Below are 23,888 nucleotides of genomic sequence, written 5' to 3'. Positions count from 1 at the left end.
TGCCGCCGGGTCAGCCGAGGCGGGCGAGGACCGGGCGGAGGGCGTCGGCCACGTCGGGCGCCGTCACCGGCCCGCCCCGGGCCGCCTCCCGGCCGGCCAGCCCGTGCAGGTACGCGGCGGCGGCCGCCGCCCGCTCCGGGGGCAGCCCGGCCGCGAGCAGCGAACCGAGCAGCCCGGCCAGCACGTCGCCGGTGCCCCCGGTGGCCAGCGCCGGGGTGCCGGTCGGGTTGACGTACGCCCGGCCGTCCGGCGTGCCGATCACCGTGCGGTCGCCCTTGAGCAGCACCACCGCGTTCATCCAGGCGGCCAGCCGCAGGGTGGCGCCCACCCGGTCGGCGCCCGGCTCCTCCCCGCAGAGCCGGGTGAACTCCCGGTCGTGAGGGGTGACCACGATCGGGGCGTCCCGCGTGCGCAGCCGGCCGGCGAGGGAGCCGTCGACCAGCAGGGTCAGCGCGTCGGCGTCGAGCACCACCGGCACCGGGGCGGCGAGCACCGCCCGCAGTTCCGCGGCCGCCTCCTCGCCGGTGCCCAGGCCGGAGCCGCAGACCCACGCCTGCACCCGCCCGGCGTCGGCGACCCGACCGGTCGCGATCACCGACGGGCGCCGGCGCAGCACGTCGTCCCGGGCCGAGCCGGCGTAGCGGACCAGGCCGGTCGGGCCGGCCAGCGCCCCCGCGACGGAGAGCACGGCCGCCCCGGGGTAGGTCGCCGAGCCGGTCGCGACGCCCACCACGCCCCGGGTGTACTTCTCCGAGGCCGGGCCGAGCCGGGGCCACCAGTCGGCGACGTCCGACCACTCGGTCACGCCCAGCGCCGGGCTGCCCCGCAGCCACGGCTCCAGCCCGATGTCGACCAGCTCCACCTCACCGGCGAGCGCGGCGGCCGGGCCCACCACCAGGGCGGGCTTCAGCCCGCCGAACGTCACCGTCACGTCGGCCCGCACCGCGCTGGGGCGGCCCGAGGCGGTCAGCGGCACCCCTCCGGTGTCGACCGCGACCCCGCTGGGCACGTCCACGGCGACCACGGCGGCCGGGGCGCCGTCGCGCCCGCGGTGCCGCACGAGGCTGGCGGCGAGCTGGTCGGCGGTGTCCCGGAGCCCGCCGCGCCCGCCGATCCCCACGATGCCGTCCAGCACCAGGTCGACGGTCCCCGGCGGCCGGTCGACGACCCGCCCGCCCGCGGCGCGCAGCGCGGCCAGCCCCTCCGCGTGCGCCCGGCCGGGGGACAGCAGCAGCGCCGACACGGCCGCGCCCCGCCGGGCCAGGTGCGCGCCGGCGAGGAGCGTGTCGCCGCCGTTGTCGCCGCTGCCGACCAGCAGCAGCACCCGCGCGGCGTAGACGCCGCCCCGGTCCGCCAGCAGCAGCGCGCAGCGGCGGGCCAGCCCGGCCGCCGCGCGCTTCATCAGCGTCCCGGGCGGCAGCGTGGCCATCAGGCCCGCCTCCGCCGCGCGTACGTCCGCGACCCGCCACACCGCTCTCATGCCACCCCGTCCCGTCCGATTCCGGCGTGCCGCGACCGGCACGCCCCGATCACCGTTCCGCGACCACCATGGCCGAGGCGATCCCGCCGTCGTGGGACAACGAGAGATGCCAGCGGTTGACCCCGCGCTCGGTGGCCGCCGCCGCGACCGTGCCGGAGACGGTCAGCCAGGGCCGGCCGTCCGGGTCCGCCACGATCTCGCAGTCGTGCCAGCTCAGCCCGGCCGGGGCGCCGAGCGCCTTGGCGACCGCCTCCTTGGCCGCGAAGCGGGCGGCCAGCGACTCGGGCGAGCGCGGGTTGCCGGAGCGGGTGCAGCGCTCGGCCTCCGTGAAGAGCCGGTCGGCGAGCAGCGGTGTCCGTGCCAGGGCCTTGGCGAACCGCTCGACGAGGACGACGTCGATGCCGACAGCGACGATCACCCGCTCACCCTACCGGCGCGGGCGGCCGCACATTAGCCGCCGCTTCCGCGCGGGGCAACGCCTGTGGACGACCGGCCGTACGCCGGGCGGGCCGTCGTCCACAGGCCACGCGCGGGGGTGTGGACGGCGCCTAGCGTCGCGTCCGTCGATGTTCTCGCGAGGCGGGGGGCCGGGGATGACCGAGGAGCCGTTGACCGTACGACCGGACGCGCTGCGCCGGGCCGCGCGCGGGCTCGACGACGACGCGTACCGGCTGGCGCACGGGCTGGCCGGGGCGTCCGGGCTCGTGGTGCCGGCCCCGGAGTGGTCGGCCGGGGCGGCGCTGGCCGGGCTGGAGTCGGCCGTGCACGCCTGGTTCGGCGGGCTCGGCGCCCGGGTGGCCCACACGTCCGGGGCGGTCCGTTCCGCCGCCGAGGCGTACGAGGCGGTGGACGACCGGGCGGCCGGCCGGCTCACCGCGCTGTCCCGGTGACCGCGCCGGCACCCCCGGCGGCGGGTCGGTCGGCACCGGCCGGGCACGCGGCACGCCCGGCGCGTCCGGTCGCCGGCCCGGCGGGCCGGACACCTCCGACGCGCCCGGCGCACCCCGCCGACCGCGCGGCGGACGTCGGCTACCGGCAGCTGTGGACGGCCGATCCCGAGGCGTGGCGGGCCGCCGGGGTGGCCTGGCGGGGGCTGACCGGACCGGTGGCGCGGCGGGCCGACGGGCTGGTCGCCGGCGCGGCGGCGCTGCGGTCCGGCTGGTCGGGCGGGGCGGCCGTCGCCGCCGACGCCCGGCTCGCGGCCCTGCGCACCGAGCTGACCTCCGCCGCCCCCGCCCTGATCGAGGCCGACCAGGTGCTGGCCGAGTTCGCCGGCCGGCTGGCCGCCGCCAGGGCCCGGCTCGCCGCCGCGGTGGCCCGCGCGGACGCGGCCGGGCTGCTGGTCGATCGGCAGGGCCGGGTCACCGTCGACCCCGCCCGCGCGCCGGCGACCGCCCGCTCAGGGGCGGGCGCGTCCGGAACGGGCACGTCCGGAGCTGGCGCACCCGTGGTCCGCGCATCCGGTGCCGACCCGTCCGGGGCCGGCACGCCCGGCGCCAACCCGTCCGGGGCCGGCACGCCCGGCGCCAACCCGTCCGGGGCCGGCACGCCCGGAGCGAACCTGCCCGGGTCCGGCGCGGCCGGGTCCGGGGCAGGCGAGGTGGGCGCGGCCGAGGTGGGTGCGGCGATCCGGGCGGCGCTGGAGCTGGCCGGTGCGGCCGACCGGGAGGCCGCGGGCCGGCTGGACGCGCTGGCCGCCGCCGCCCGCGCGGCGTGGTCGGACGCGCCACCGCCCGGTCGCCCGGCGTCCGGCGCCGAACCGGCCGCGGTGCGGGCCTGGTGGGCCGGGCTCACCCCCGCGCAGCGCCGGTGGCTCGTCGCGCACGAGCCGGGGCTCATCGGCCGCCTCGACGGGGTGCCGGTGGCCGCCCGCGACCAGGCCAACCGGCTGCTGCTCGGGTTGCGGCGGGAGGAACTGCTGGCCGCGCGGCGACGGCTGCTGGAACGGGTGCCGCGCGGGCCGGTCGAGCTGGCCGGGCTGTTGCGGATCGGGAAGTCCCTGGCCGGGCTGGACGCGCTGGCCGCCCGCCTGGCCGGCGACGAGCAGCCCCGGGCGTACCTGCTGGGGCTGGGCACGGCCGGCGAGGGGCGGGCGGTGGTGGCGCTGGGCAACCCCGACCGGTCGGCCCGGGTGCTGACCTACGTGCCGGGGATGACCGCCGGCCTGCACGACGTGCCCGGCGAGCTGGGGCGGGCGGCCCGGGTGCTGTCCCGCTGCGCCGTCCTCGCCCCCGAGGAGGAGGCCGCCGCGGTGCTCTGGCTGGACTACGACGCCCCCGACTTCCTGCACGAGGCGGCGTGGCCGGGTCAGGCCCGGGACGCCGGTCCGGCGCTGCACCGGTTCCAGGAGTGCCTGCGGGAGACCCACGACGGGCCCCCGGGCCGGCAGACCGTGCTCGGGCACAGCTACGGCTCGCTGGTGGTCGGCACGGCCGCCCGCGATCACGGGCTGGCCGCCGACGCGCTGGTCTTCGTCGGCTCGCCCGGGGTGGGGGTCGCGCACGCGGGCGAGCTGGGCGTGCCGGCCGGGCAGGTCTGGGCGAGCACCGCGCCGGACGACGTGATCCGGTGGGCCCGGCCGCCGGACGAGCTGGCCCGCCGGTCCCTGCTGGGCGCGTCGCCGGTCGGCCCGGCGATCGGGGGGCTGCTCGGCGCGCCGGAGCGGGAGCTGTGGTTCGGGCAGGACCCGTCCCACCCGGGCTTCGGCGGGCGTACGTTCCCCAGCGGCCGGCACGGCCACACGGGCTACTGGGCGCCCGACAACCCGGCCCTCGACGGGATGGCCCGGGTGGTGCTCGGTCGCTGACCCCCGTAATGCGACGGGCCCCGTCCACCGGCGCGGGTGGACGGGGCCCGTCGTGGGGCGGTACGGCTACTCGACCGTGACCGACTTGGCCAGGTTGCGGGGCTGGTCCACGTCGTGCCCCCGGGCGGCGGCGATCTCGGCCGCCATGACCTGCAACGGCACGGTAGTGACCAGCGGCGCGAGCAGCGTCGGCGTACGCGGCACGTAGATCAGGTGGTCGGCGTAGCGGACGACCGCCTCGTCGCCCTCCTCCGCGATCACGATGGTCCGGGCGCCGCGCGCCCGCACCTCCTGGATGTTGGAGACCACCTTGTCGTGCAGCATGCCCCGGCCGACCGGGGACGGCACGATGCAGATCACCGGCGTGCCCTTGTCGATCAGCGCGATCGGGCCGTGCTTCAGCTCGCCGGCGGCGAAGCCCTCGGCGTGCATGTACGCCAGCTCCTTGAGCTTGAGCGCGCCCTCCAGGGCCACCGGGTAGCCCACGTGCCGGCCGATGAAGAGCACGGTCGGCTCGGCCTTCAGGTCGCGGGCCAGCTCGCGGACGGGCTCGATGCGCTCCAGCAGCTCGCGCAGCTTGCCCGGCATCTCCTGGAGCTGGGCGACCACGGCGGCCACCTCGTCGGCGAACTTGATGCCGCGCACCTGGGCCAGGTGCAGCCCGATCAGGTAGCAGGCGACGAGCTGGGTGAGGAACGCCTTGGTGGAGGCGACGGCGATCTCCGGCCCGCCGTGGGTGTAGAGGACCGCGTCGGACTCCCGGGGGATGGTGGAGCCGTTGGTGTTGCAGATGGCCAGGACGCGGGCCTTCTGCTCCTTGGCGTGCCGCAGCGCCATCAGGGTGTCCATCGTCTCGCCGGACTGCGAGATCACCACGATCAGCGTGGACCGGTCGAGGACCGGGTCGCGGTAGCGGAACTCGCTGGCCAGCTCCACCTCGCACGGGATCCGGGTCCAGTGCTCGATGGCGTACTTGGCGACCAGACCGGAGTGGTACGCGGTGCCGCAGGCCACGATGAAGATCTTGTCGACGTCGCGCAGGTCCTGGTCGCTGAGGCGGACCTCGTCGAGCATGATCTCGCCGGAGTCGGTGAGCCGGCCGAGCAGCGTGTCGGCGATGGCCTGCGGCTGCTCCTCGATCTCCTTGAGCATGAACCAGTCGTAGCCGCCCTTCTCGGCGGCGGAGGAGTCCCAGTCGATGTGGAAGTCCTTGCCGCTGGCGGGCTGGCCGGCGAAGTCGGTGATCTCGATGGTGTCGCCGGTGATCAGGACGATCTGGTCCTGGCCCAGCTCCACCGCCTCGCGGGTGTGCTCGATGAACGCGGCCACGTCGCTGGCGAGGTAGTTCTCCCCGTCGCCCCGCCCGACGACCAGCGGCGAGTTGCGCCGGGCGCCGACCACCGCGCCGGGCACCGCGGCGTCGACGGCGAGCAGCGTGAACGCGCCCTCCAGCCGCTGACAGACGACCCGCATGCCGGCGGCGAGCAGCTGCGGCCCGTCGGGGTGGCCGGCGGCGCGCAGGTCGGCCAGCGCGGCGGAGAGCAGGTGCGCCGCGCACTCGGTGTCGGTGTCGCTGGTGAACTGGACGCCGTCGGCCTCCAGCTCGGCGCGCAGCTTCGCGAAGTTCTCGATGATGCCGTTGTGGATCACGGCGACGCGGCCGTCGGGGGCCAGGTGCGGGTGGGCGTTGCGGTCGGTCGGGCCGCCGTGGGTGGCCCAACGGGTGTGCCCGATGCCGGTGGTGCCGTCCCCGATGCCGATGGGGCTGGCCGCGCAGGACGTGGGGTCCTCGGCGGCCCGCTCTGAGAGCACCTTCTCCAGGTTGGCCAGCTTGCCGGCCTTCTTCTCGGTCAGCAGCGCGCCGTCGCAGACGATGGCGACGCCGGCCGAGTCGTAGCCGCGGTATTCCAGCCGCCGCAGTCCGTCGAGCACGATGCCGAGCGCCGGGCGCGCGCCGGCGTAACCAACGATTCCACACATGTCCCGCAGCCTAACCTAGTTCCACTCATCGCGCGTGCGCGAAAGCCGGGTAAACGATCACCCAACTTGAGCGATCGGAGGGGAAGCGGCACTCTCCGTGACATAGCTCCGCCGGGCGACGGCGCCGCCGGCGACGGTTCCGCACGGTCGGGGCCGCCCTCGCCAGGGGTTGAAGCCGCGCCGGGAGTCCGTAGGCTGGCGGGCGTGACGACCGCCGACGTGGATCCGCTGGTGGCCCGGATGCGTCCGTTCGGGACGACCGTCTTCGCCGAGATGTCCGCCCTCGCCGTGCGCACCGGCGCGGTCAACCTCGGTCAGGGCTTCCCCGACACCGACGGGCCGCCGGAGATGCTCGCCGCCGCCGCGGAGGCGCTGCGCACCGGGCAGAACCAGTACCCACCGGGTCCGGGCGTCCCGGCGTTGCGCGCGGCGGTGGCCGCGCACCAGCGCCGGTTCTGGGGGCTGGAGTACGACCCCGACGGCGAGATCGTGGTGACGGCGGGCGCCACCGAGGCGATCGCGGCGGCGATCCTCGGGCTCTGCGAGCCGGGCGACGAGGTGGTCTGCTTCGAGCCGTACTACGACTCGTACGCCGCCTCGATCGCGCTGGCCGGCGCGGTCCGGCGCCCGGTCACGCTGCGTCCCGCCGCCGACGGCCGGTACGCCTTCGACCCCGCCGCCCTGCGCGCCGCGTTCGGCCCGCGCACCCGACTGGTGCTGCTGAACTCGCCGCACAACCCGACCGGCAAGGTGTTCACCCCCGACGAGCTGGCCCTGGTCGCCGAGCTGTGCCGGGAGCACGACGCGTACGCGGTGACCGACGAGGTGTACGAGCACCTGGTCTTCACCGACGCGTCCGCCCCGCACGTCCCGCTGGCCACGCTGCCCGGCATGCGCGAGCGGACGTTGCGCATCTCGTCGGCCGGCAAGACGTTCTCCTGCACGGGCTGGAAGGTCGGCTGGGTGAGCGGGCCGGCGACGCTGGTCTCGGCGGTGCTGCGGGTGAAGCAGTTCCTCACCTTCGTCAACGCCGCGCCGCTCCAGCCGGCGGTCGCGGTGGCGCTGGCCCTGCCGGACGACTACTTCACCGACTTCCGCGAGGGCATGCAGGCCCGCCGGAACCAGCTCGTCGGCGGGCTCACCGACGCCGGGTTCGAGGTGCTCCCGCCGGAGGGCACGTACTTCGTCACCGCCGACGTCAGCGCGCTGGGCGGGCGGGACGGGGTGGAGTTCTGCCGCTCCCTGCCCGAGCGGTGCGGGGTGGTCGCCGTGCCGACGCAGGTCTTCTACGACGACCCCGAGGCCGGTCGACACCTGATCCGCTTCGCCTTCTGCAAGCGCCCCGAGGTGCTGACCGAGGCGGTCACCCGACTGCGCCGGCTGTCCGCGGCCTGAGCTTCCCGCGACCGTCCGCGCTCGACGCCGTCCGCGCCGCGCCGGTCGACGCGTACGCCTGACCGTCAGCCGGCCGCCCGGGTCGGGCCGGTTCCCCGCTCCGCCGGTGCCTCCTCGGGGCGGGGCGTCCGGAGCCGGGCGAGCACCGCGCCGCCGTCGGCGAGCAGCACCCCCTCCGCGTCGTCGACGAAGGCCAGGTCGGCCTCGACGTGCCGACTCGCCGCCGAGAGCAGCAGGCCGACCACCGGGTCGTCGGCCCGGCGGCGCAGCCCGTCGAGGTTGCGCAGCTCCCGCATCAGATGCCCGCGCTGGTTGCCGAGCACCGTCCGCACCGTGGCCGGCTCGCCCGAGCGGGCCGCGGCGGTCACCTTGAGGAAGAAGTCGTCCCGGAACCCGCCGCTGCGCGGGCTGGGCTCTCCGAGCCAACGCTCCAGCTCGGCCCGGCCGTCCGGGGTGATCTCGTAGACCACCCGGTCGGGCTTGACCGGCTGGGGATGCCGTTCGGCCACCACCAGGCCGTCGCGGGAGAGCCGGTCGAGGATCTGGTAGAGGTGCCCGATGTTGAGCGGCCCCCACTGCGGGCCGACCGCCTCCTCGAAGGCGCCCTTCAGCTGGTAGCCGTAGCTGGGGCCGCCGGCGAGCAGGGCCAGGACCGCGTGCTGTATCGCCACCGTCTACTCCGATCCGGCCCGGAGCCGGCCGCCGGCCGGGCCTTGCATTGTCACAATGTATCGCGCACAGTGTGCACAGCACACGGGGAGGCGCGACATGCTCGACATCATCTGGAAGCAGCTTCGCGGCCGTGCGGGGCGGTCGGTGGCGCTGCTGCTCGGCGTACTGGTGGCGACCACCGGTTTCGTCGTGCTGACCGGCGCCACCACCACCTCCCGACTCGAGGTCACCGGCGCCGTCGAGCGGAACACCGAGGCCGCCTACGACATCCTGGTCCGTCCGAAGGGCGCGCGCACCCCGTTGGAGGCCGAGCGCCGGCTGGTCCAGCCCAACTACCTCTCCGGCCTCTTCGGCGGCATCACCACCGCGCAGTACGACCAGGTGAAGGCGGTCGCGGGGGTGGACGTCGCCGCCCCCATCGCCATGCTCGGCCACTCCACCGCCCCGGTGCCGACCCCGCTGGACCTGACCGGGGCGGTGGACCGGTCGCTCGACCGGCAGGTCATCCGCGTCGATCCCCGGTTCGTCGCCGAGCGCGGACTCTCCGGCACGCCCGGCCGGCCCCGCTTCGTGTACGTCACCACCCACCCGTTGATCTACGCCCGCAACGACCTGCCACAGTCCAGCGACGCCACCATGTACACCGACGGGCGCAGCTACCCGTGGGCCGGCGCGTGCGGGCCCGCGCCCCGTGAGGTGCTGCCCGACGGCCGCACCCGCGCCGTCTGCGACCCCCGGTTCGCCCTGGGCAGCCCGGGCGCGTACTCCGAGCGGGAGGAATGGTCGCTGGTGGCCGTACGACTGCTCGCCGACGGCCGGTTCGAGGCCGGCGCGGGCGTCCTCGCCGACGGTGGGTCGGGCTCCTCGTCCACCTCGGACCGACTGCGGATCGCGGTCCACCTGACGGTGCCGTTCCTGCTCGCCGCCGTCGACCCGGCCGCCGAGGACCGCCTCGTGGGCCTCGGCGGCGCAGTGGTCGACGGCCGGGCGCTGAACCCGGACGACGCGGTGACCGTCAGGCGGGCCGGCTCGGGGGAGTTCCACACCGTGCCGGTGCTCGCGACCAGCAGCCCCTTCGTCGACGAGGAGCTGCACGCCAGCTTCACGCGGCTGCCCGCGGCCCGGCCGGCCGGCGTCGGCCTCGTCGAGCTGGAGCGGGCCCTGGGGCGCGGTCCCGCGCTCCCCGCCGGCGACGCCCGCCAGGACGTCGCCACCGGCTGGCGCGCCCGGCTCGCCGCGGGCTTCTCCCCGACCGGCTGCTGCTTCGGCCAGCTCCAGACGATGGTGCAGGCCGGGCCGACACGTTACGACCGGCTGCCCGACGGCACGCTGCGGGTCGACGCGCTCCCGGCGGCCGACCCGACGGTGTACGGCGACCAGTTCACGTTCAACCCCTACCCGCGTCCCTGGCTGGCCGAGGACACGGGGGCGCGGTCGCTGCGCAAAGTCCCGCTGAAGACGGACAGGTCGGGCAACCCGTACCGGGGCTGGCGGGCCGTGGGGATCTTCGACCCGGCGAAGCTGACCGGCTTCAGCGACCTCGGGCGGGTGCCCCTGGAGACGTACGAGCCGCCGTCGGCACAGGGCGCGGACGCCCGCAGCAGGGACGCCCTGGGCGGCCGTCCGCTGGAGCCGGGCGGGAACCCGGCCGGTCACCTATCGGCTCCGCCGCTGCTGCTGACCAGCCTCGCCAGCGTGCCGAAGCTGCTCGCGGGCGGCGGCAGCCCGCAGCTCACCGCCCCGATCAGCGCGATCCGGGTCCGGGTCGCCGACGTGGGCGGCTACAGCGATCGCGCCGCCGAGCAGGTCCGGCTGGTCGCCGAGCGGATCGCCCAGGTCACCGGGCTCGACGTCGACATCACGCTCGGCTCGTCCCCCGCCCCGCAGGCCGTGGAGCTGCCCGCCGGGTCGTTCGGCCGGCCGGCGCTACGGCTGGCCGAGAACTGGTCGGCGCTCGGGGTCGCCTCGGTGATCACGAAGGCGGTGGACCGCAAGAGCGTCGCGCTCTTCGTGCTGGTGCTGGTGGTCTGCGCGCTCTTCCTCGGCAACGCGGTCGCCGCCGCCGTCCGGGACCGCCGGTCCGAGCTGGCGGTGCTCGCCTGCCTGGGCTGGCCCGCCCGGCGGATCGGCGCGCTCATCCTCGGCGAGGTCGCCGCGCTCGGGCTGGCCGCCGGGCTGCTCGCGCTGGTGCTGGCGGTGCCCCTCGGGGCCGTGCTCGGCATCGACGTGGGCTGGCGGCGGGCACTGCTGGCCGTACCGGTGGCACTGCTGCTGGCGCTGGTCGCGGGCCTGACGCCGGCCCTACGGGCCGCGCGCGCCCACCCGGCCGCCGCGCTGCGCCCGGCCGTGGCGACGGCCCGCTGGGTACGCCGGCCACGCACCCTGGCCGGCCTGGCCCTGGCCAACCTGGCCCGCACGCCCGGCCGCACCCTGCTCGGCGCCGGCGCGCTGGCCATCGGCGTGGCCGCGCTGACCCTGGTCGCCGCCGCCGGCTACGCGTTCCGCGGCGCCATCGTCGGCAGCCTGCTCGGCGACACGGTGTCGCTGAGCGTGCGCGGCGCGGACACCATGGCCGCCGTCGCGACGGTGCTGCTCGGGGCCGCCGCGGTCGCCGACGTGCTCTACCTGAACATCCGGGACCGGGCCGCCGAGCTGGCCACCCTGCGCGCGGTCGGCTGGAGCGACGCCGCGCTGGGCCGGCTGATCGCCTACGAGGGGCTGGCCCTGGGCCTGCTCGGCGCGGTCACCGGCGCCGGCCTCGGGCTGGGCGGGGCGGCCTGGCTGGTCGGCGCCCTGCCCGGCACCCTGGTCACGGTCGCCGCGCTGGTGGCGGTGGCCGGTGTCCTGGTCACCTCGATGGCCGCCCTGGTCCCGGCCGCGCTGCTGCGCCGGCTGCCGACCGCACGACTGCTCGCGGAGGAGTGACGATGGAGACGACGGTGGGCAGCACGGTCCGGGTCGCCGGGCTGGTCCGACGCTTCGGGGCCGGCCCGCAGCAGGTGACCGCGGTCGACGACGTGTCCCTGGAGATTCCGGCCGGGGCGGTGGTGGCGCTGACCGGACCCAGCGGTTCCGGGAAGTCGACGCTGCTGCACATGATCGGCGCGATCGAGCAGGTCGACGCCGGCACGGTCACGGTGGACGAGCTGGAGATCACCGGGCTCGGCCGCGCCGCCCTGACGCGGTACCGGCAGCGGGTGGGCTTCGTCTTCCAGCGCTACCACCTGCTGCCCGCGTTGACCGCGCTGGACAACGTGATCGCGCCGGTGCTGCCCCGCCGGGGGCGGGCCGACCACGCCGCCCGCGCCCGGGAACTGCTCGACGCGGTGGGCCTGGCCGGGCGTGAGCGGGCCCTGCCGGCCCAGCTCTCCGGCGGTCAGCAGCAGCGGGTGGCGATCGCCCGGGCGCTGATGGGCTCCCCCGGGCTGCTGCTCGCCGACGAGCCGACCGGCAACCTCGACTCGGCCACGGGCGGGCAGATCCTCGACCTGCTGCTGGATCTGCGCGACCGGCACGGCATGACGATCCTGCTCGCCACCCACGAGCGGGCGGTGGCCGCCCGGTGCGACCGGCTGGTCCGCCTCGGCGACGGGCGGATCGTCGAGGACGTGGACCTCACCGACGGCGAGGATCCCGCGGCCACCTTCCGGCGCGCCGCGGGCCTGCGCCTGTAGGGCCGGTGCCGGGCGTCGGTTTCGGCGGCGCCGTGGCCGGTGCCGACGTCGTCGCCGCGACGGCTCTGCGCGGGCCGGTGGCGTCGGCGTTGGGCACGAACAAGTTGACGGCGCGGCCGGCACGGCACCTGCCGCGCCGGCGCGATCCGGGAAAGGCGGCTGCCCAGGCCCGCCAGCGGCAGGCCCGGGCAGCCGGGAGAGGTCAGGCGGTCGGGCTGGCGGTGCGGACCTGCTCGGCGATGCGCTCGGCCGTCTCGCGGGCGGTGTGCTCGGTGGCGGCCTCGACCATGACCCGCACCAGGGGCTCGGTGCCGGACGGGCGCAGCAGCACCCGGCCGGTCTCGCCCAGCTCCGCCTCGGCCCGCTCGACCTCGGCCCGGACGGCGGGCGCGGCCGCGCCGACCGTACGGTCGCCGACGGGAACGTTGATCAGCACCTGCGGCAGCTTGGTCACCACGGTGGCCAGCTCCGCGAGGGACTTCCCGGTGGCGGCCAGCCGGGACATCAGGTGCAGCCCCGTCAGCACGCCGTCGCCCGTAGTGGCGTACGCGGGCATGACGATGTGCCCGCTCTGCTCGCCGCCCAGCGCGAGGCCGGACGCGCGCAGCTCCTCCAGCACGTACCGGTCGCCGACCTTGGTCTCGAGGAGGCGGATGCCCTGAGCGGACATGGCCAGTCGCAGGCCGAGGTTGCTCATCACGGTGGCGACCAGGGTGTCGTCGGTGAGCGTGCCGGCCTCCCGCATCGCGAGCGCGAGGATCGCCATCACCTGGTCGCCGTCGACCTCGTCGCCGTCGGCGGTCACCGCGACGCAGCGGTCGGCGTCGCCGTCGTGCGCGATGCCCAGGTGGGCGCCGTGCTCGACCACCGCGGCCCGCAGGGCCTCGAGGTGGTTGGAGCCGCACTCGTCGTTGATGTTGAGGCCGTCCGGCTCGGCGTAGATGGCGACGACCTCGGCCCCGGCCTCCCGGTACACCACCGGCGCCACCTCGGCCGCCGCGCCGTTGGCGCAGTCGACCACGACCTTGAGTCCGTCGAGGCGGTGCGGCAGGGTGCCGATCAGGTGCTGCACGTAGTGGTCGGCGCCGTCGAGCAGGTCGTGCACCCGGCCGACGCCGGCGCCGACCGGCCGCTTCCAGGCGGTGGTGGCGTTCGCCTCGACGGCCGCCTCGATCCGCATCTCGATCTCGTCCGGCAGCTTGTGCCCGCCGGCGGCGAAGAGCTTGATCCCGTTGTCGGGCATCGGGTTGTGCGAGGCGGAGAGCATCACGCCGAGGTCGGCCTTGGCCTCGGCGGTGAGGAACGCCACGGCCGGGGTGGGCAGCACGCCCACCCGGACCACGTTGGCGCCGGCGCTGGTGAGCCCGGCGACCACGGCGGCCTCCAGCATCTCGCCGCTGGCCCGGGTGTCGCGCCCGACCACGGCCAACGGGGGATGGCTCCGGTCCGACTCGGCGAGCGTGTGCGCGGCGGCGACCGCCACCGCCAGCGCCAACTCAGGCGTGAGATCCGCGTTCGCCCGCCCGCGTACGCCGTCCGTGCCGAACAACCGGCCCATACCCGCCAACCTCCGATGAAACGGTCCAGGAAAGGCGAACGGCCGGGCCACCTCCCGTCGAGGGGAGGTGAACCCGGCCGTCCGTCAGAAGTACAACGTGCAGCTGTTGATCAGCGCTTCGAGTACTGGGGAGCCTTGCGGGCCTTCTTGAGGCCGTACTTCTTGCTTTCCTTGACCCGGGCGTCCCGGGTGAGGAAGCCGGCCTTCTTCAGCGCGGGGCGGTCGTCCGGCTCGCTGACGATCAGGGCCCGGGCGATGGCCAGCCGGAGCGCGCCGGCCTGACCGGTGGTGCCGCCGCCACGCAGGTTGGCGATGACGTCGAAGGCCTCCGGCTTCTCGGCGGTGACCAGCGGGTCCTTGATCAGCTGCTGGTGCACCTTGCTCGGGAAGTAGGCCTCAAGGTCACGGCCGTTGCACGTGATCTTGCCGCTGCCGGGGACGATGCGCACCCGGACGATGGCCTCCTTGCGCCGACCCACGGTCTGGATCGGGCGGTCACCACGCGGCGCGCGGGCGACGGGCGCCGGCGCCTCGGTGGCCTCCTCGGGGGCAACCTCGGTCTCGGTGATGTCGGTCATGCTGTTTCCTTCGCCCGCGCTCACTGCGCGATCTGCTTGATCTCGAACGGCACCGGCTGCTGCGCGCCGTGCGGGTGCTCGGCACCGGCGTAGACCTTCAGCTTCTTGATGAGCTGACGGCCGAGCTTGTTGTGCGGGAGCATGCCCTTGACGGCCAGCTCGATGGCCCGCTCGGGACGCTTGGTCAGCAGCTCGTCGTAGCCGACCTGCTTCAGACCACCCGGGTAGCCGGAGTGGCGGTAGGCGACCTTGGTGTGCCGCTTGTTGCCGGTCAGCGCGACCTTGCCCGCGTTCACGATGACGACGAAGTCGCCCGTGTCGACGTGCGGCGCGAAAGTCGGCTTGTGCTTGCCGCGCAGCAGCGTGGCGGCGTGGGTGGCCAGGCGGCCCAGCACGACATCAGAGGCGTCGATGACGTGCCACTGACGCTCGATCTCACCCGGCTTCGGGCTGTACGTACGCACAGGTATACCTTGTCTCGTCGTCGGTCTGGGGTCGCGCGCCGAGGTTACCGGGCGCGCACGAACGACCAAGCGTACCTCAGGCGGCACGCCTCTGGATGTCGTACAACAGCAGGCAACGATACCCGCCGCCCCGTCGGCAGGTCAAAACGGGGTACCGCCCCCGCCTGGCCCTCCGAGGATACATGGCGGTGGTCACACCCCGGTCAGCCGGCGCGGGCCCGGGCGCAGGTAGACCAGCCAGGTCACCCCGAAACAGACCGCGTACGCGACGATGAAGGCGACGTACGCCGCGTCCGCGCTGCCCCCGGTCAGGAACGACTGCCGGAACGCGATGTTCACCAGCACCCCGCCGGAGGCCCCGACCGCCCCGGCGATGCCGATCAGCGAGCCGGTCATCCGCCCGGCCCAGCGCTGCGCCGTGGCCGCCTCCCGCCGACCGGCGTCCACCTCGGCCGTCGCCCGGGCCCGGAAGATCGCCGGGATCATCTTGTACGTCGAGCCGTTGCCGATGCCGGAGAAGACGAAGAGCGACAGGAAGCCGAGCAGGTAGAGACCGAACGACCGCTCGCGGGCGGCGTACAGCACCAACGAGGCGCCGGCCGCCATCGCGACGAAGTTCCAGAAGGTCACCCGGGCCCCGCCGAGGCGGTCGGCGAGGTGCCCGCCGACCGGCCGGATCAGCGAGCCGACCAGCGGGCCGAGGAAGGTCAGCCAGGCGGCGTCGACCGGGGTCGGGAAGCGCTCGGCGAACTGGAGCTGGAGCACCTGGCCGAAGGCGAAGCCGAAGCCGATGAACGAGCCGAAGGTGCCGATGTAGAGCAGCGACATGATCCAGGTGTGCGGGTCGCGGGCCGCCTCGCGCAGCGCGCCGGGCTCGTTGCGCGCCCCGGGGATGTTGTCCAGCCCGCGCGCCGCGGCGAACGCGGCCAGCACGATCAGCGGCAGGTAGACCGCCGGCACCAGCCGGGGGTACGCGGCGCCCGCGGTCGCCAGCACCGCCAGGCCGACCAGCTGCACCGCCGGCACGCCGAGGTTGCCGCCGCCGGCGTTGAGCCCGAGCGCCCGGCCCTTGAGCCGAGACGGGTAGAAGAGGTTGATGTTCGCCATCGAGGAGGCGAAGTTGCCCCCGCCGACGCCGGTCAGGCAGGCCAGCACCATCAGGGTGGAGTAGGAGACGCCGGGCTCCAGCAGCACCGTCATCGGCACTGCCGGGACGAGCAGCAGCAGCGCGCTGACGATCGTCCAGGTCCGCCCGCCGAAGCGGGCCACAGCCAGCGTGTAGGGCAGCCGCAGCGCCGCCCCGAGGGCGGCCGGCACGGCGGTGAGCAGGAACTTCCCCGCCGGGTCGATGCCGTACTCGGGGCCGAGGAAGAGCACCATCACCGACCAGAGGCTCCACACGGAGAAGCCCACGTGCTCGGCGAAGATCGACACCCAGAGGTTGCGGCGGGCGACCGGCGCCCCCGTCGTACGCCAGAACTCGGGGTCCTCGGGCCGCCAGTCGTCGATGCGGTGCCGGCGGCCGGCGGCGGCCGGCGGCGCGGCCTCGGCCGGGGGTGTGGTGGGGGCGAGTGTGCTCACGGCGACTCCTCCTCGTCGGGTGCGACCTGGAGGAACGCTAGGAACCGGGGGTTACCCGACGGTGCCCGTCGCGGGTCGGGCCGGAAACGGAGACCGCACCGCGGGCGGACGCCGCCGGTGAGATGTCAGATTTCCTGGAGGATGCGCAGCGCCCGGCCGACCCGGAGCATGGTTGCGGTGTCGGCGACGTCCACGCACTCGGTGAACCACTTCTTCATCGGCGAGGAGATCCGGTCGGGCATCACCACGTACGCGCCCATCGGCACCGCCAGGGGCGAGTCGCGCAGCAGCGCCTCCTCGACCACCTCGGCCACGATCACGATCGGCACGTCGGTGGAGTTGTAGACGTCGGAGCTGATCACCAGTCCGAGCCGTTCCCGGGCGCCGTCGATGCGCCAGACCTCGCCCCTACGCAGCACGCGGGCGCCCGCCGAAGAGCACGTCGTCGACCATGCCCACCTCGCGGGCGTCGGCGAGGGCGGCGGCTTCGAGGTCGAGCCCGGCCCGGCCGACGGCGGCGGCGTGCGCGGTGAAGACCTCGCGCAGCGCCTTCTCCCGGGCCGCCTGGTCCATCCACGCCGACAGGGAGAGCCCCTCGCGCTTGGCGAACCGCCGGGCCTCCTCGATCGTCTCGTCCGAGAACGACAGGGTCACCTTGGCAGTCATGCCGTGGAGACTACCCAGCGGTATGACCGCCAGTCATCCCGTCGGCCCCGACTATTCGCGTCGGCCGCCGAACACGGCAAACCGCCACTGCTTGAAGAAGCAGTCGACGTCGACCAGGCCGGCCTCGGCCAGCCAGCGGCACTGCGCGGCGACCGACGCCGGCCGGTCGTACGCCATCCGGCCCTCGGCGGCGGTGATCTCGTCGGCGTCGGAGCCCAGCGCGGCGATCCGCGCCAGCCACACCTCGTGGTACCGCCGGTCGAGCGCGGGGGTGGGGCCGGCGACCTGCTCGGCGTTGACGAAGACTCCCCCGGGCGCCAGCGCCGCGGGCACCCGCCGGTAGAGCTCGCGCTTGCCGGCGTCGTCGAGGTGGTGCACGGCCAGCGCGCTGACGACCGCGTCGTAGCGGCCGGAGGGCAGCGGGTCGGCCAGGTCGGCCAGGACCGTCCGGTGGGCGACCCCGCGGGTGCGCAGGTGGCCGGCGGCGACGGCGAGCATGGCCGGCGCGGCGTCGACCAGGGTCAGCCGGACCCCCGGCACCGCCGCGGCGAGCAGCAGCGACAGCAGCCCGGTGCCCGCGCCCAGGTCCAGCACCTCGGGGGTACGCCCCGCGGCGAGCGCGGCGCGCAGCGGCGGCGCGGCCACCTCGACGGCGGTGCCGTAGAAGGCGTCGAAGCAGGGCACCAGGCGCCGGCGGGCCTCGTCGTAGCTGCCGGCCACCGCGTCGAAGACCTCGGCGACGTCCATCGCGCGCCTCCCGAAATATAGGACTGGTTTCCCGAATTGTAGACGCTGCGAGCCGGCCCGCCGCCGCCGTGCGGTGTGAGCGGCTCTTGACAGGACCGAAACAAACGGGACCCGGACCGGAAATCGCCCCCCGGCACGCTTTGCCGACATGACAGACGGTGCACACGCGGCGACCGGACCGGGGCGGACGCCCCGGGAGGTGGCGACGCACTGCCCGTACTGCGCCCTCCAGTGCGGGATGACGCTGCGCGACGAGTCCGGCCGGGCGACGGTGCTCCCCCGGCAGTTCCCCACCAACCGGGGCGGCCTCTGCCAGAAGGGCTGGACCGCCGCCGAACTGCTCGACCACCCCGAACGGCTGACCACCCCGCTGCTGCGGGACCCGGCCGGCGGCGGGCTGCGCCCGGCGAGCTGGGCCGCCGCCCTCGACCGGATCGTCAGCGGCCTGCGCGCCGTCCAGTCCGGACACGGCCGCGACGCGGTGGCCGTCTTCGGCGGCGGCGGGCTCACCAACGAGAAGGCGTACGCGCTGGGGAAGTTCGCCCGGGTGGCGCTGCGCACGAGGCACATCGACTACAACGGGCGGTTCTGCATGTCCTCGGCGGCGGCGGCCGGGATGCGCGCCTTCGGCATCGACCGGGGTCTGCCGTTCCCGCTGGCCGACCTGGGCCGGGCCGACACGCTGCTGCTGGTCGGCGCCAACCCGGCGGAGACCATGCCCCCGCTGGTGCGCTGGCTGACCGAGCAGCGCGAACGCGGCGGCAGGCTGATCGTGGTCGACCCCCGGGTCACCGCCACCGCCCGCCAGGCCGACCTGCACCTGCAACCCCTGCCCGGCACCGACCTGGCGGTGGCGAACGCGCTGCTGCACGTCGCGCTCACCGAGGGCTGGATCGACCGGGACTACGTGGCCGACCGCACCAGCGGATTCGAGGCGGTCCGCCGCGCCGTGGCCGGCTGGTGGCCGGCCCGCGCCGAGGCGCTCTCCGGGGTGCCGGTGGCCGACCTGGAGGCGACCGCCCGGGCCCTCGGCACCGCCGAACGCGTGATCATCCTGACCGCGCGCGGAGCCGAGCAGCACGCCAAGGGCGTCGACACCGTCACCGGCTTCGTCAACCTGGCGCTCGCCCTCGGGCTGCCCGGCCGCCCCGGCTCCGGCTACGGCTGCCTCACCGGGCAGGGCAACGGGCAGGGCGGGCGGGAACACGGGCAGAAGGCCGACCAGCTTCCCGGCTACCGGAGGATCGACGACCCGGCCGCCCGGGAACACGTCGCCGGGGTCTGGGGGGTGCCGGCCGACGAGTTGCCCGGGCCGGGCGTGCCGGCGTACGAGCTGCTGGACTCGCTGGGCACGCCCGCCGGGCCGAAGGCGCTGCTGGTCTTCGGCTCCAACCCGGTGGTCTCCGCGCCGCGCGCCGCCCGGATCGAGGGCCGGCTACGGGACCTCGACCTGCTGGTGGTCGCCGACTTCCTGCTCTCCGAGACGGCCGCGCTCGCCGACGTGGTGCTGCCCACCGCCCAGTGGGCCGAGGAGGACGGCACGATGACCAACCTGGAGGGCCGGGTGCTGCGCCGCCGCGCGCTGCGCCCGCCGCCGCCCGGCGTCCGTACCGACCTGGAGATCCTCGCCGATCTCACCGCCCGCCTCCGGGGTGGTGCCGGCGGCGCGGACGCCACCGACCCGCGGGTCGTGTTCGCGGAGCTGCGGCGGGCCTCGGCCGGCGGGATCGCCGACTACGCCGGGGTCAGCTGGGAGCGGATCGACGAACGCGACGGGGTGTTCTGGCCCTGCCCGGCCGAGGACGGGCCGGACACGCCCCGGCTCTTCGCCGACCGCTTCCCCACCCCGGACGGGCGGGCCCGGTTCCACGCCGTGGAGCACCGGCCGGCCGCCGAGGAGGTGTGCGCCGAGTACCCGCTGCACTTCACCACCGGCCGGGTCCTCGCCCAGTACCAGTCGGGCACCCAGACCCGCCGGGTCGCCGCGCTGCGCCGGGCCGCCCCGGACGCGTTCGTCGAGCTGCACCCCGACCTGGCCGGGCGGCTCGGCATCGGCGACGGCGAGCCGGTGCGGGTGGTCTCCCGGCGGGGTGAACTGCGCGCGCCGGCCCGGCTCAGCACCGCCATCCGACCGGACACCGTCTTCGCGCCGTTCCACTGGGGCGGCGCCGCGCGGGCCAACTCGGTCACCAACGACGCCGTCGACCCGGTCTCCGGGATGCCGGAGTTCAAGATCTGCGCCGTCCGGCTGGAGAGGGTGGACGAACCATGAGCGAGCGAATCGTCCGGCGGAGCCCGGTGACGCCGCCATGACCGAGCGCGTGGTGATCATCGGCAACGGGATGGCCGGCTCCCGGCTGGCCGGCGAGCTGCACGCCCGGGACGGGGACCGGAAGGTCACCGTGCTCGGTGCGGAGCCACACCGGGCGTACAACCGGATCATGCTCTCCACCCTGCTGGCCGGCAAGATCGGCGAGCCGGACGTGGAGCTGGCCGAGGCCGCCGGGCAGGGCGTCGACCTGCGCACCGGGGTGACGGTCACCGCCATCGACCGCGCCACCGGCACGGTCCACACCGACGACGGCGACCGCGTCGCGTACGACCATCTGGTGCTCGCCACCGGCAGCCGGGCCGTGGTGCCCCCGCTGCCCGGACTGGACGGGCCCGAGCTGCCGACACGGGTGGTGCCGTTCCGCACCCTGGACGACTGCCGGCGGATCCTCGCCGCGGCCGACGGCGCGCGCAGCGCCCTGGTGCTCGGCGGCGGCCTGCTCGGGCTGGAGGCGGCGCGCGGGCTCGCCGCCCGGGGCCTCGACGTCGGGGTGGTGCACCCGGTGCCGTACCTGATGGAACGGCAGCTCGACCCGGCCGGCGCAGCCGTGCTGGCCGGCACGCTCGCGGGCCTCGGAGTGACCACCCACCTGGCCGTCGCGGCCACCGGGGTGGTCGCGGACGCCGACGGGGTCCGCCTCGACCTGGCCGACGGCCGGTCGCTCACCGCCGACCTGCTGGTGCTCTCCTGCGGGGTACGCCCCGACACCGCCCTCGCCCGCGCGGCCGGGCTGGCCGTGGAGCGGGGCGTGCTGGTCGACGACCGGCTGCGCACCAGCGACCCGCGGATCTCGGCGGTCGGCGACTGCGCCCAGCACGACGGCGCCCTGACCGGCCTGGTCGCCCCGGCCTGGGCGCAGGCCCGGGTGGTGGCGCAGGTGCTCACCGGGGAGGACCCGCAGGCCCGCTACCGGCCCCGACCGGCGGTGACCCGGCTCAAGGCGGCCGGCATCGACCTCGCCGCCATGGGCGACCCGGGCGACGGCGGCACCGGCGAGGAGCTGACCTTCGCCGACCCGGCCCGGGGCACGTACGCCCGGCTGCGCATCCACGACGAGCGGCTGACCGCCGCGATCCTGCTCGGCGACAACCCGGCGGTCGGCACGGTCATCCAGCTCTTCGACCGGGGCCAGCCGGTGCCGGCCGACCGGCGCTCCCTGCTGCTCGGCCGGGCGTTCGGCGCGACGGCGGGCGCGCAGGCCGCGACCCCGGCGCTGATGCCGGACGCGGCGACCGTCTGCCAGTGCAACGACGTCAGCAAGGGAGAGCTGGTGGGCTGCTGGCGTTCCGGGGCCCGGACGGTCGACGCCGTGGTCGCCGCGACCCGGGCCGGCACGGGGTGCGGCGGCTGCCGGGACGCGGTCGCCGGCATCGTCGGCTGGCTGTCCGAAGTCGATTCGGTGGAGGTGACGCGATGAACGAGCGAGGCGAGCGGGTCAGCAGGTTGGTGGTCGTCGGCAACGGCATGGTGGGGCAGCGCTTCGTCGACGCGCTGCGCGCCCGCGACCCCGAGGGGCGGTGGCGGGTCACCGTGCTCGCCGAGGAGAGCCGCCCGGCGTACGACCGGGTGCGGCTCTCGGCCTTCTTCGACGGGGTGGGCGCCGAGGAGCTGAACCTGCACACCCCCGACGACGGGGTGGAGCTGCGCCTCGGCGAGCCGGCCACGGAGATCGACCGGGAGCGGCGGCTGGTGCGCACCGCGACCGGCGAGCACCCGTACGACGCGTTGGTGCTGGCCACCGGCTCGTACGCGTTCGTGCCGCCGGTGGACGGCGCGACCCTGCCCGGGGTCTTCGTCTACCGGACGCTGGACGACCTGGAGGCGATCCGGGAGCACGCGCGGGGACGGCGCACCGGGGCGGTGGTCGGCGGCGGGCTGCTCGGGCTGGAGGCGGCGAACGCGCTGCGGCTGCTCGGGCTGGACACCAGCGTGGTGGAGTTCGCGCCCCGGCTGATGCCGGTGCAGGTGGACACGGCCGGGGGCGCGATGCTCCGCCGGTACGTCGACGAGCTGGGCGTCGCCACCCACCTGGGCGTCGCCACCACCGCGGTCCGGCCCGGCCCCGACGGCACGGTCGCCGGGTTGGAGCTGGCCGACGGGACCGTGCTCGACGCCGACCTGGTGGTGGTCGCGGCCGGCATCCGTCCCCGCGACGAGCTGGCCCGCAGCGCCGGTCTCGCCCTGGGCCCGCGCGGCGGCGTGCTGGTCGACGACGCCTGCCGGACCGCCGACGAGCGGATCTGGGCGGTCGGCGAGTGCGCGGCCGTCGACGGGACCTGCCACGGCCTGGTCGCCCCCGGGTACGCGATGGCCGAGGTGGTCGCCGACCGGCTGGTCGGCGGGGCGGCCACCTTCCCCGGGGCGGACACCGCCACCAAGCTGAAGCTGCTCGGCGTGGACGTGGCCTCGTTCGGCGACGCGCACGGCACGACGCCCGGCTGCCTCGACGTGACGTTCACCGACCCGGCCACCCGGGTCTACGCCAAGCTGGTCCTCTCCGACGACGCGCAGACCCTGCTCGGCGGGGTGTTGGTCGGCGACGCGAGCGCGTACCCGACGCTGCGGGCCAGCGTCGGCGGCCCGCTGCCCGCTCCCCCGCTGGCGCTGCTCGCCCCCGAGGGAGCCACCGGCGCGGGCGCCGGGGCGCTGCCCGCCGCCGCACAGGTCTGCTCGTGCAACGCGGTGACCCGCGCCGACATCGACGACGCGATCGCCGGGGGCTGCGCGGACGTGCCGGCGCTGAAGGCGTGCACCCGGGCGGGCACCAGCTGCGGCTCCTGCGTACCGATGCTCAAGCAGCTCCTCGACGCGGCCGGGGTACGGCAGTCCACGGCGCTCTGCGAGCACTTCGACGCCGGCCGGCAGGAGCTGTTCGACATCGTCCGGGTGCGCGGCATCCGCACCTTCTCGCAGCTCATCGCCGAGCACGGCCGGGGCCGGGGCTGCGACATCTGCAAGCCGGTGGTCGCCTCGATCCTCGCCTCCCTCGGCTCCGGGCACGTGCTGGACGGGGAACAGGCGTCGTTGCAGGACACCAACGACCACTTCCTGGCCAACCTGCAACGCGACGGCAGCTACTCGGTGGTGCCCCGGATCCCGGGCGGCGAGATCACCCCGGAGAAGCTCATCGTGATCGGCGAGGTGGCCCGGGACTTCCAGCTCTACACGAAGATCACCGGCGGGCAGCGGATCGACCTGTTCGGCGCGCGGGTCGAGCAGCTGCCGCAGATCTGGCGCCGGCTGGTCGACGCCGGCTTCGAGTCCGGTCACGCGTACGGCAAGGCGCTGCGCACGGTGAAGTCCTGCGTCGGCGAGACCTGGTGCCGGTACGGGGTGCAGGACTCGGTGGGGCTGGCCATCGCCCTGGAGCTGCGCTACCGGGGGCTGCGCGGCCCACACAAGATCAAGTCGGCGGTGTCGGGCTGCGCCCGCGAGTGCGCCGAGGCGCGCAGCAAGGACTTCGGCATCATCGCCACCGACACCGGGTGGAACCTCTACGTCGGCGGCAACGGCGGCTTCCGGCCCCGGCACGCCGACCTCTTCGCCACCGACCTGTCCACCGAGGCGCTGGTCCGGCTGATCGACAGGTTCCTGATGTACTACATCCGCACCGCCGACCGGCTGCAACGCACCGCCGCCTGGATCGAGGCGATGGAGGGCGGGCTGGACCACCTCCGCGCGGTGATCGTGGACGACTCGCTCGGCCTGTGCGCCGAACTCGACGCCGCGATGGCCCGGCACGTCGCCTCCTACTCGGACGAGTGGCGCGACGTGCTGGAGGACCCGGTACGGCTGCGCCGGTTCGCCTCCTTCGTCAACGCCCCCGAGGTGCCCGACCCGTCCATCACGTTCGCCCTCGAACGGGGCCAACCGGTCCCGGTGGGCCGGCCGCCGGCCGACGAGGGCCGGCAGCAGGTCGCGCTGGGCATGCCGGAGGTGCGGCGATGACCACCAC

At 75.6% G+C, this 23,888-nt stretch carries 19 protein-coding genes; 8 read left to right on the top strand and 11 right to left on the bottom strand.

The annotated features are described in order from the left end of the window. Window positions 1-10: 10 nt before the first annotated feature. Window positions 11-1,480 carry an NAD(P)H-hydrate dehydratase gene (locus tag ACLQ22_RS05825; RefSeq protein WP_425691346.1) on the bottom strand — a complete coding sequence of 490 codons (1,470 nt, stop codon included), beginning with the start codon at window positions 1,478-1,480 and terminating at the stop codon, window positions 11-13. A 49-nt stretch (window positions 1,481-1,529) separates the two neighbouring features. Then, window positions 1,530-1,898 carry a holo-ACP synthase gene (locus ACLQ22_RS05820; RefSeq protein WP_121399845.1) on the bottom strand — a complete coding sequence of 123 codons (369 nt, stop codon included), beginning with the start codon at window positions 1,896-1,898 and terminating at the stop codon, window positions 1,530-1,532. 175 nt (window positions 1,899-2,073) lie between these two features. Here ACLQ22_RS05820 and ACLQ22_RS05815 point away from each other — a divergent pair, with 175 nt between their 5' ends. Together ACLQ22_RS05815 and ACLQ22_RS05810 are read left to right on the top strand one after the other, a co-directional pair. After that, window positions 2,074-2,370, top strand: coding sequence for a type VII secretion target (locus ACLQ22_RS05815; RefSeq protein ID WP_425691345.1), 297 nt, complete (start codon window positions 2,074-2,076; stop codon window positions 2,368-2,370). Beyond that, window positions 2,367-4,286, top strand: coding sequence for an alpha/beta hydrolase (locus ACLQ22_RS05810; protein WP_425691344.1), 1,920 nt, complete (start codon window positions 2,367-2,369; stop codon window positions 4,284-4,286). Before ACLQ22_RS05815 ends, ACLQ22_RS05810 begins: the two co-directional genes overlap by 4 nt. Window positions 4,287-4,352: 66 nt before the next feature. Here the strand turns inward: ACLQ22_RS05810 and glmS are convergent, their stop codons facing one another. Then, a complete protein-coding gene (glmS, locus tag ACLQ22_RS05805; protein ID WP_088998405.1) occupies window positions 4,353-6,266 on the bottom strand; it encodes a glutamine--fructose-6-phosphate transaminase (isomerizing) in 1,914 nt (637 codons plus the stop codon). Window positions 6,267-6,470: 204 nt separating this feature from the next. Here glmS and ACLQ22_RS05800 point away from each other — a divergent pair, with 204 nt between their 5' ends. Beyond that, entirely contained in the window at window positions 6,471-7,661 is a 1,191-nt protein-coding gene (locus tag ACLQ22_RS05800) for a pyridoxal phosphate-dependent aminotransferase (RefSeq protein WP_425691343.1), read from the top strand. Between the two features lie 65 nt (window positions 7,662-7,726). On the opposite strand, the gene ACLQ22_RS05795 is transcribed toward ACLQ22_RS05800, so the two are convergent. Further along, window positions 7,727-8,332 (bottom strand): helix-turn-helix transcriptional regulator, encoded by a 606-nt coding sequence (locus tag ACLQ22_RS05795; protein WP_425691342.1) that lies wholly within the window; start codon window positions 8,330-8,332, stop codon window positions 7,727-7,729. A gap of 97 nt (window positions 8,333-8,429) precedes the next feature. Here ACLQ22_RS05795 and ACLQ22_RS05790 point away from each other — a divergent pair, with 97 nt between their 5' ends. Both ACLQ22_RS05790 and ACLQ22_RS05785 read left to right on the top strand, forming a co-directional pair. Further along, complete coding sequence (locus ACLQ22_RS05790; protein ID WP_425691341.1) at window positions 8,430-11,258, top strand: FtsX-like permease family protein; 2,829 nt, start codon at window positions 8,430-8,432, stop codon at window positions 11,256-11,258. Window positions 11,259-11,260: 2 nt separating this feature from the next. Beyond that, window positions 11,261-12,007, top strand: coding sequence for an ABC transporter ATP-binding protein (locus tag ACLQ22_RS05785; protein ID WP_425691340.1), 747 nt, complete (start codon window positions 11,261-11,263; stop codon window positions 12,005-12,007). 202 nt (window positions 12,008-12,209) lie between these two features. Here the strand turns inward: ACLQ22_RS05785 and glmM are convergent, their stop codons facing one another. The 7 genes from glmM to ACLQ22_RS05750 form a co-directional block, all read right to left on the bottom strand. Beyond that, window positions 12,210-13,565 (bottom strand): phosphoglucosamine mutase, encoded by a 1,356-nt coding sequence (glmM, locus tag ACLQ22_RS05780; protein ID WP_121399849.1) that lies wholly within the window; start codon window positions 13,563-13,565, stop codon window positions 12,210-12,212. Between the two features lie 110 nt (window positions 13,566-13,675). Beyond that, window positions 13,676-14,143, bottom strand: coding sequence for a 30S ribosomal protein S9 (gene rpsI / locus ACLQ22_RS05775; protein WP_121399850.1), 468 nt, complete (start codon window positions 14,141-14,143; stop codon window positions 13,676-13,678). Window positions 14,144-14,163: 20 nt separating this feature from the next. Then, window positions 14,164-14,607 (bottom strand): 50S ribosomal protein L13, encoded by a 444-nt coding sequence (rplM, locus tag ACLQ22_RS05770; RefSeq protein WP_088998398.1) that lies wholly within the window; start codon window positions 14,605-14,607, stop codon window positions 14,164-14,166. A gap of 192 nt (window positions 14,608-14,799) precedes the next feature. After that, window positions 14,800-16,188, bottom strand: coding sequence for an MFS transporter (locus ACLQ22_RS05765; protein ID WP_425691339.1), 1,389 nt, complete (start codon window positions 16,186-16,188; stop codon window positions 14,800-14,802). A gap of 125 nt (window positions 16,189-16,313) precedes the next feature. Beyond that, entirely contained in the window at window positions 16,314-16,607 is a 294-nt protein-coding gene (locus ACLQ22_RS05760) for a type II toxin-antitoxin system PemK/MazF family toxin (protein WP_425691338.1), read from the bottom strand. Beyond that, the gene (locus ACLQ22_RS05755) at window positions 16,597-16,854 is read right to left on the bottom strand and encodes a DUF6364 family protein (RefSeq protein ID WP_088998395.1); all 258 of its coding nucleotides are present in this window, start codon (window positions 16,852-16,854) and stop codon (window positions 16,597-16,599) included. Before ACLQ22_RS05755 ends, ACLQ22_RS05760 begins: the two co-directional genes overlap by 11 nt. Before the next feature lie 51 nt (window positions 16,855-16,905). Further along, entirely contained in the window at window positions 16,906-17,601 is a 696-nt protein-coding gene (locus ACLQ22_RS05750; RefSeq protein ID WP_425691337.1) for a class I SAM-dependent methyltransferase, read from the bottom strand. Window positions 17,602-17,749: 148 nt separating this feature from the next. Between ACLQ22_RS05750 and ACLQ22_RS05745 the strand changes: the two genes are divergently transcribed. The 3 genes from ACLQ22_RS05745 to nirB are packed head-to-tail and all read left to right on the top strand — an operon-like array spanning window position 17,750 to window position 23,881. Beyond that, window positions 17,750-19,873, top strand: a complete 2,124-nt coding sequence (locus ACLQ22_RS05745) for a molybdopterin oxidoreductase family protein (RefSeq protein WP_425691336.1) — start codon at window positions 17,750-17,752, stop codon at window positions 19,871-19,873. Window positions 19,874-19,910: 37 nt separating this feature from the next. Further along, window positions 19,911-21,350: an FAD-dependent oxidoreductase gene (locus tag ACLQ22_RS05740; protein WP_425691335.1), complete on the top strand. Its 1,440-nt coding sequence runs from the start codon at window positions 19,911-19,913 to the stop codon at window positions 21,348-21,350. Beyond that, on the top strand, window positions 21,347-23,881 hold the full coding sequence (gene nirB / locus ACLQ22_RS05735) for a nitrite reductase large subunit NirB (protein ID WP_425691334.1): 2,535 nt from the start codon (window positions 21,347-21,349) through the stop codon (window positions 23,879-23,881). Before ACLQ22_RS05740 ends, nirB begins: the two co-directional genes overlap by 4 nt. Window positions 23,882-23,888 lie beyond the last annotated feature (7 nt).

It is taken from the genome of Micromonospora sp. DT178 (assembly GCF_049841695.1).
Lineage (GTDB): Bacteria > Actinomycetota > Actinomycetes > Mycobacteriales > Micromonosporaceae > Micromonospora.
Note: the sequence above shows the minus strand (reverse complement) of the source record. Positions and strands in the feature narration are given on the sequence as shown.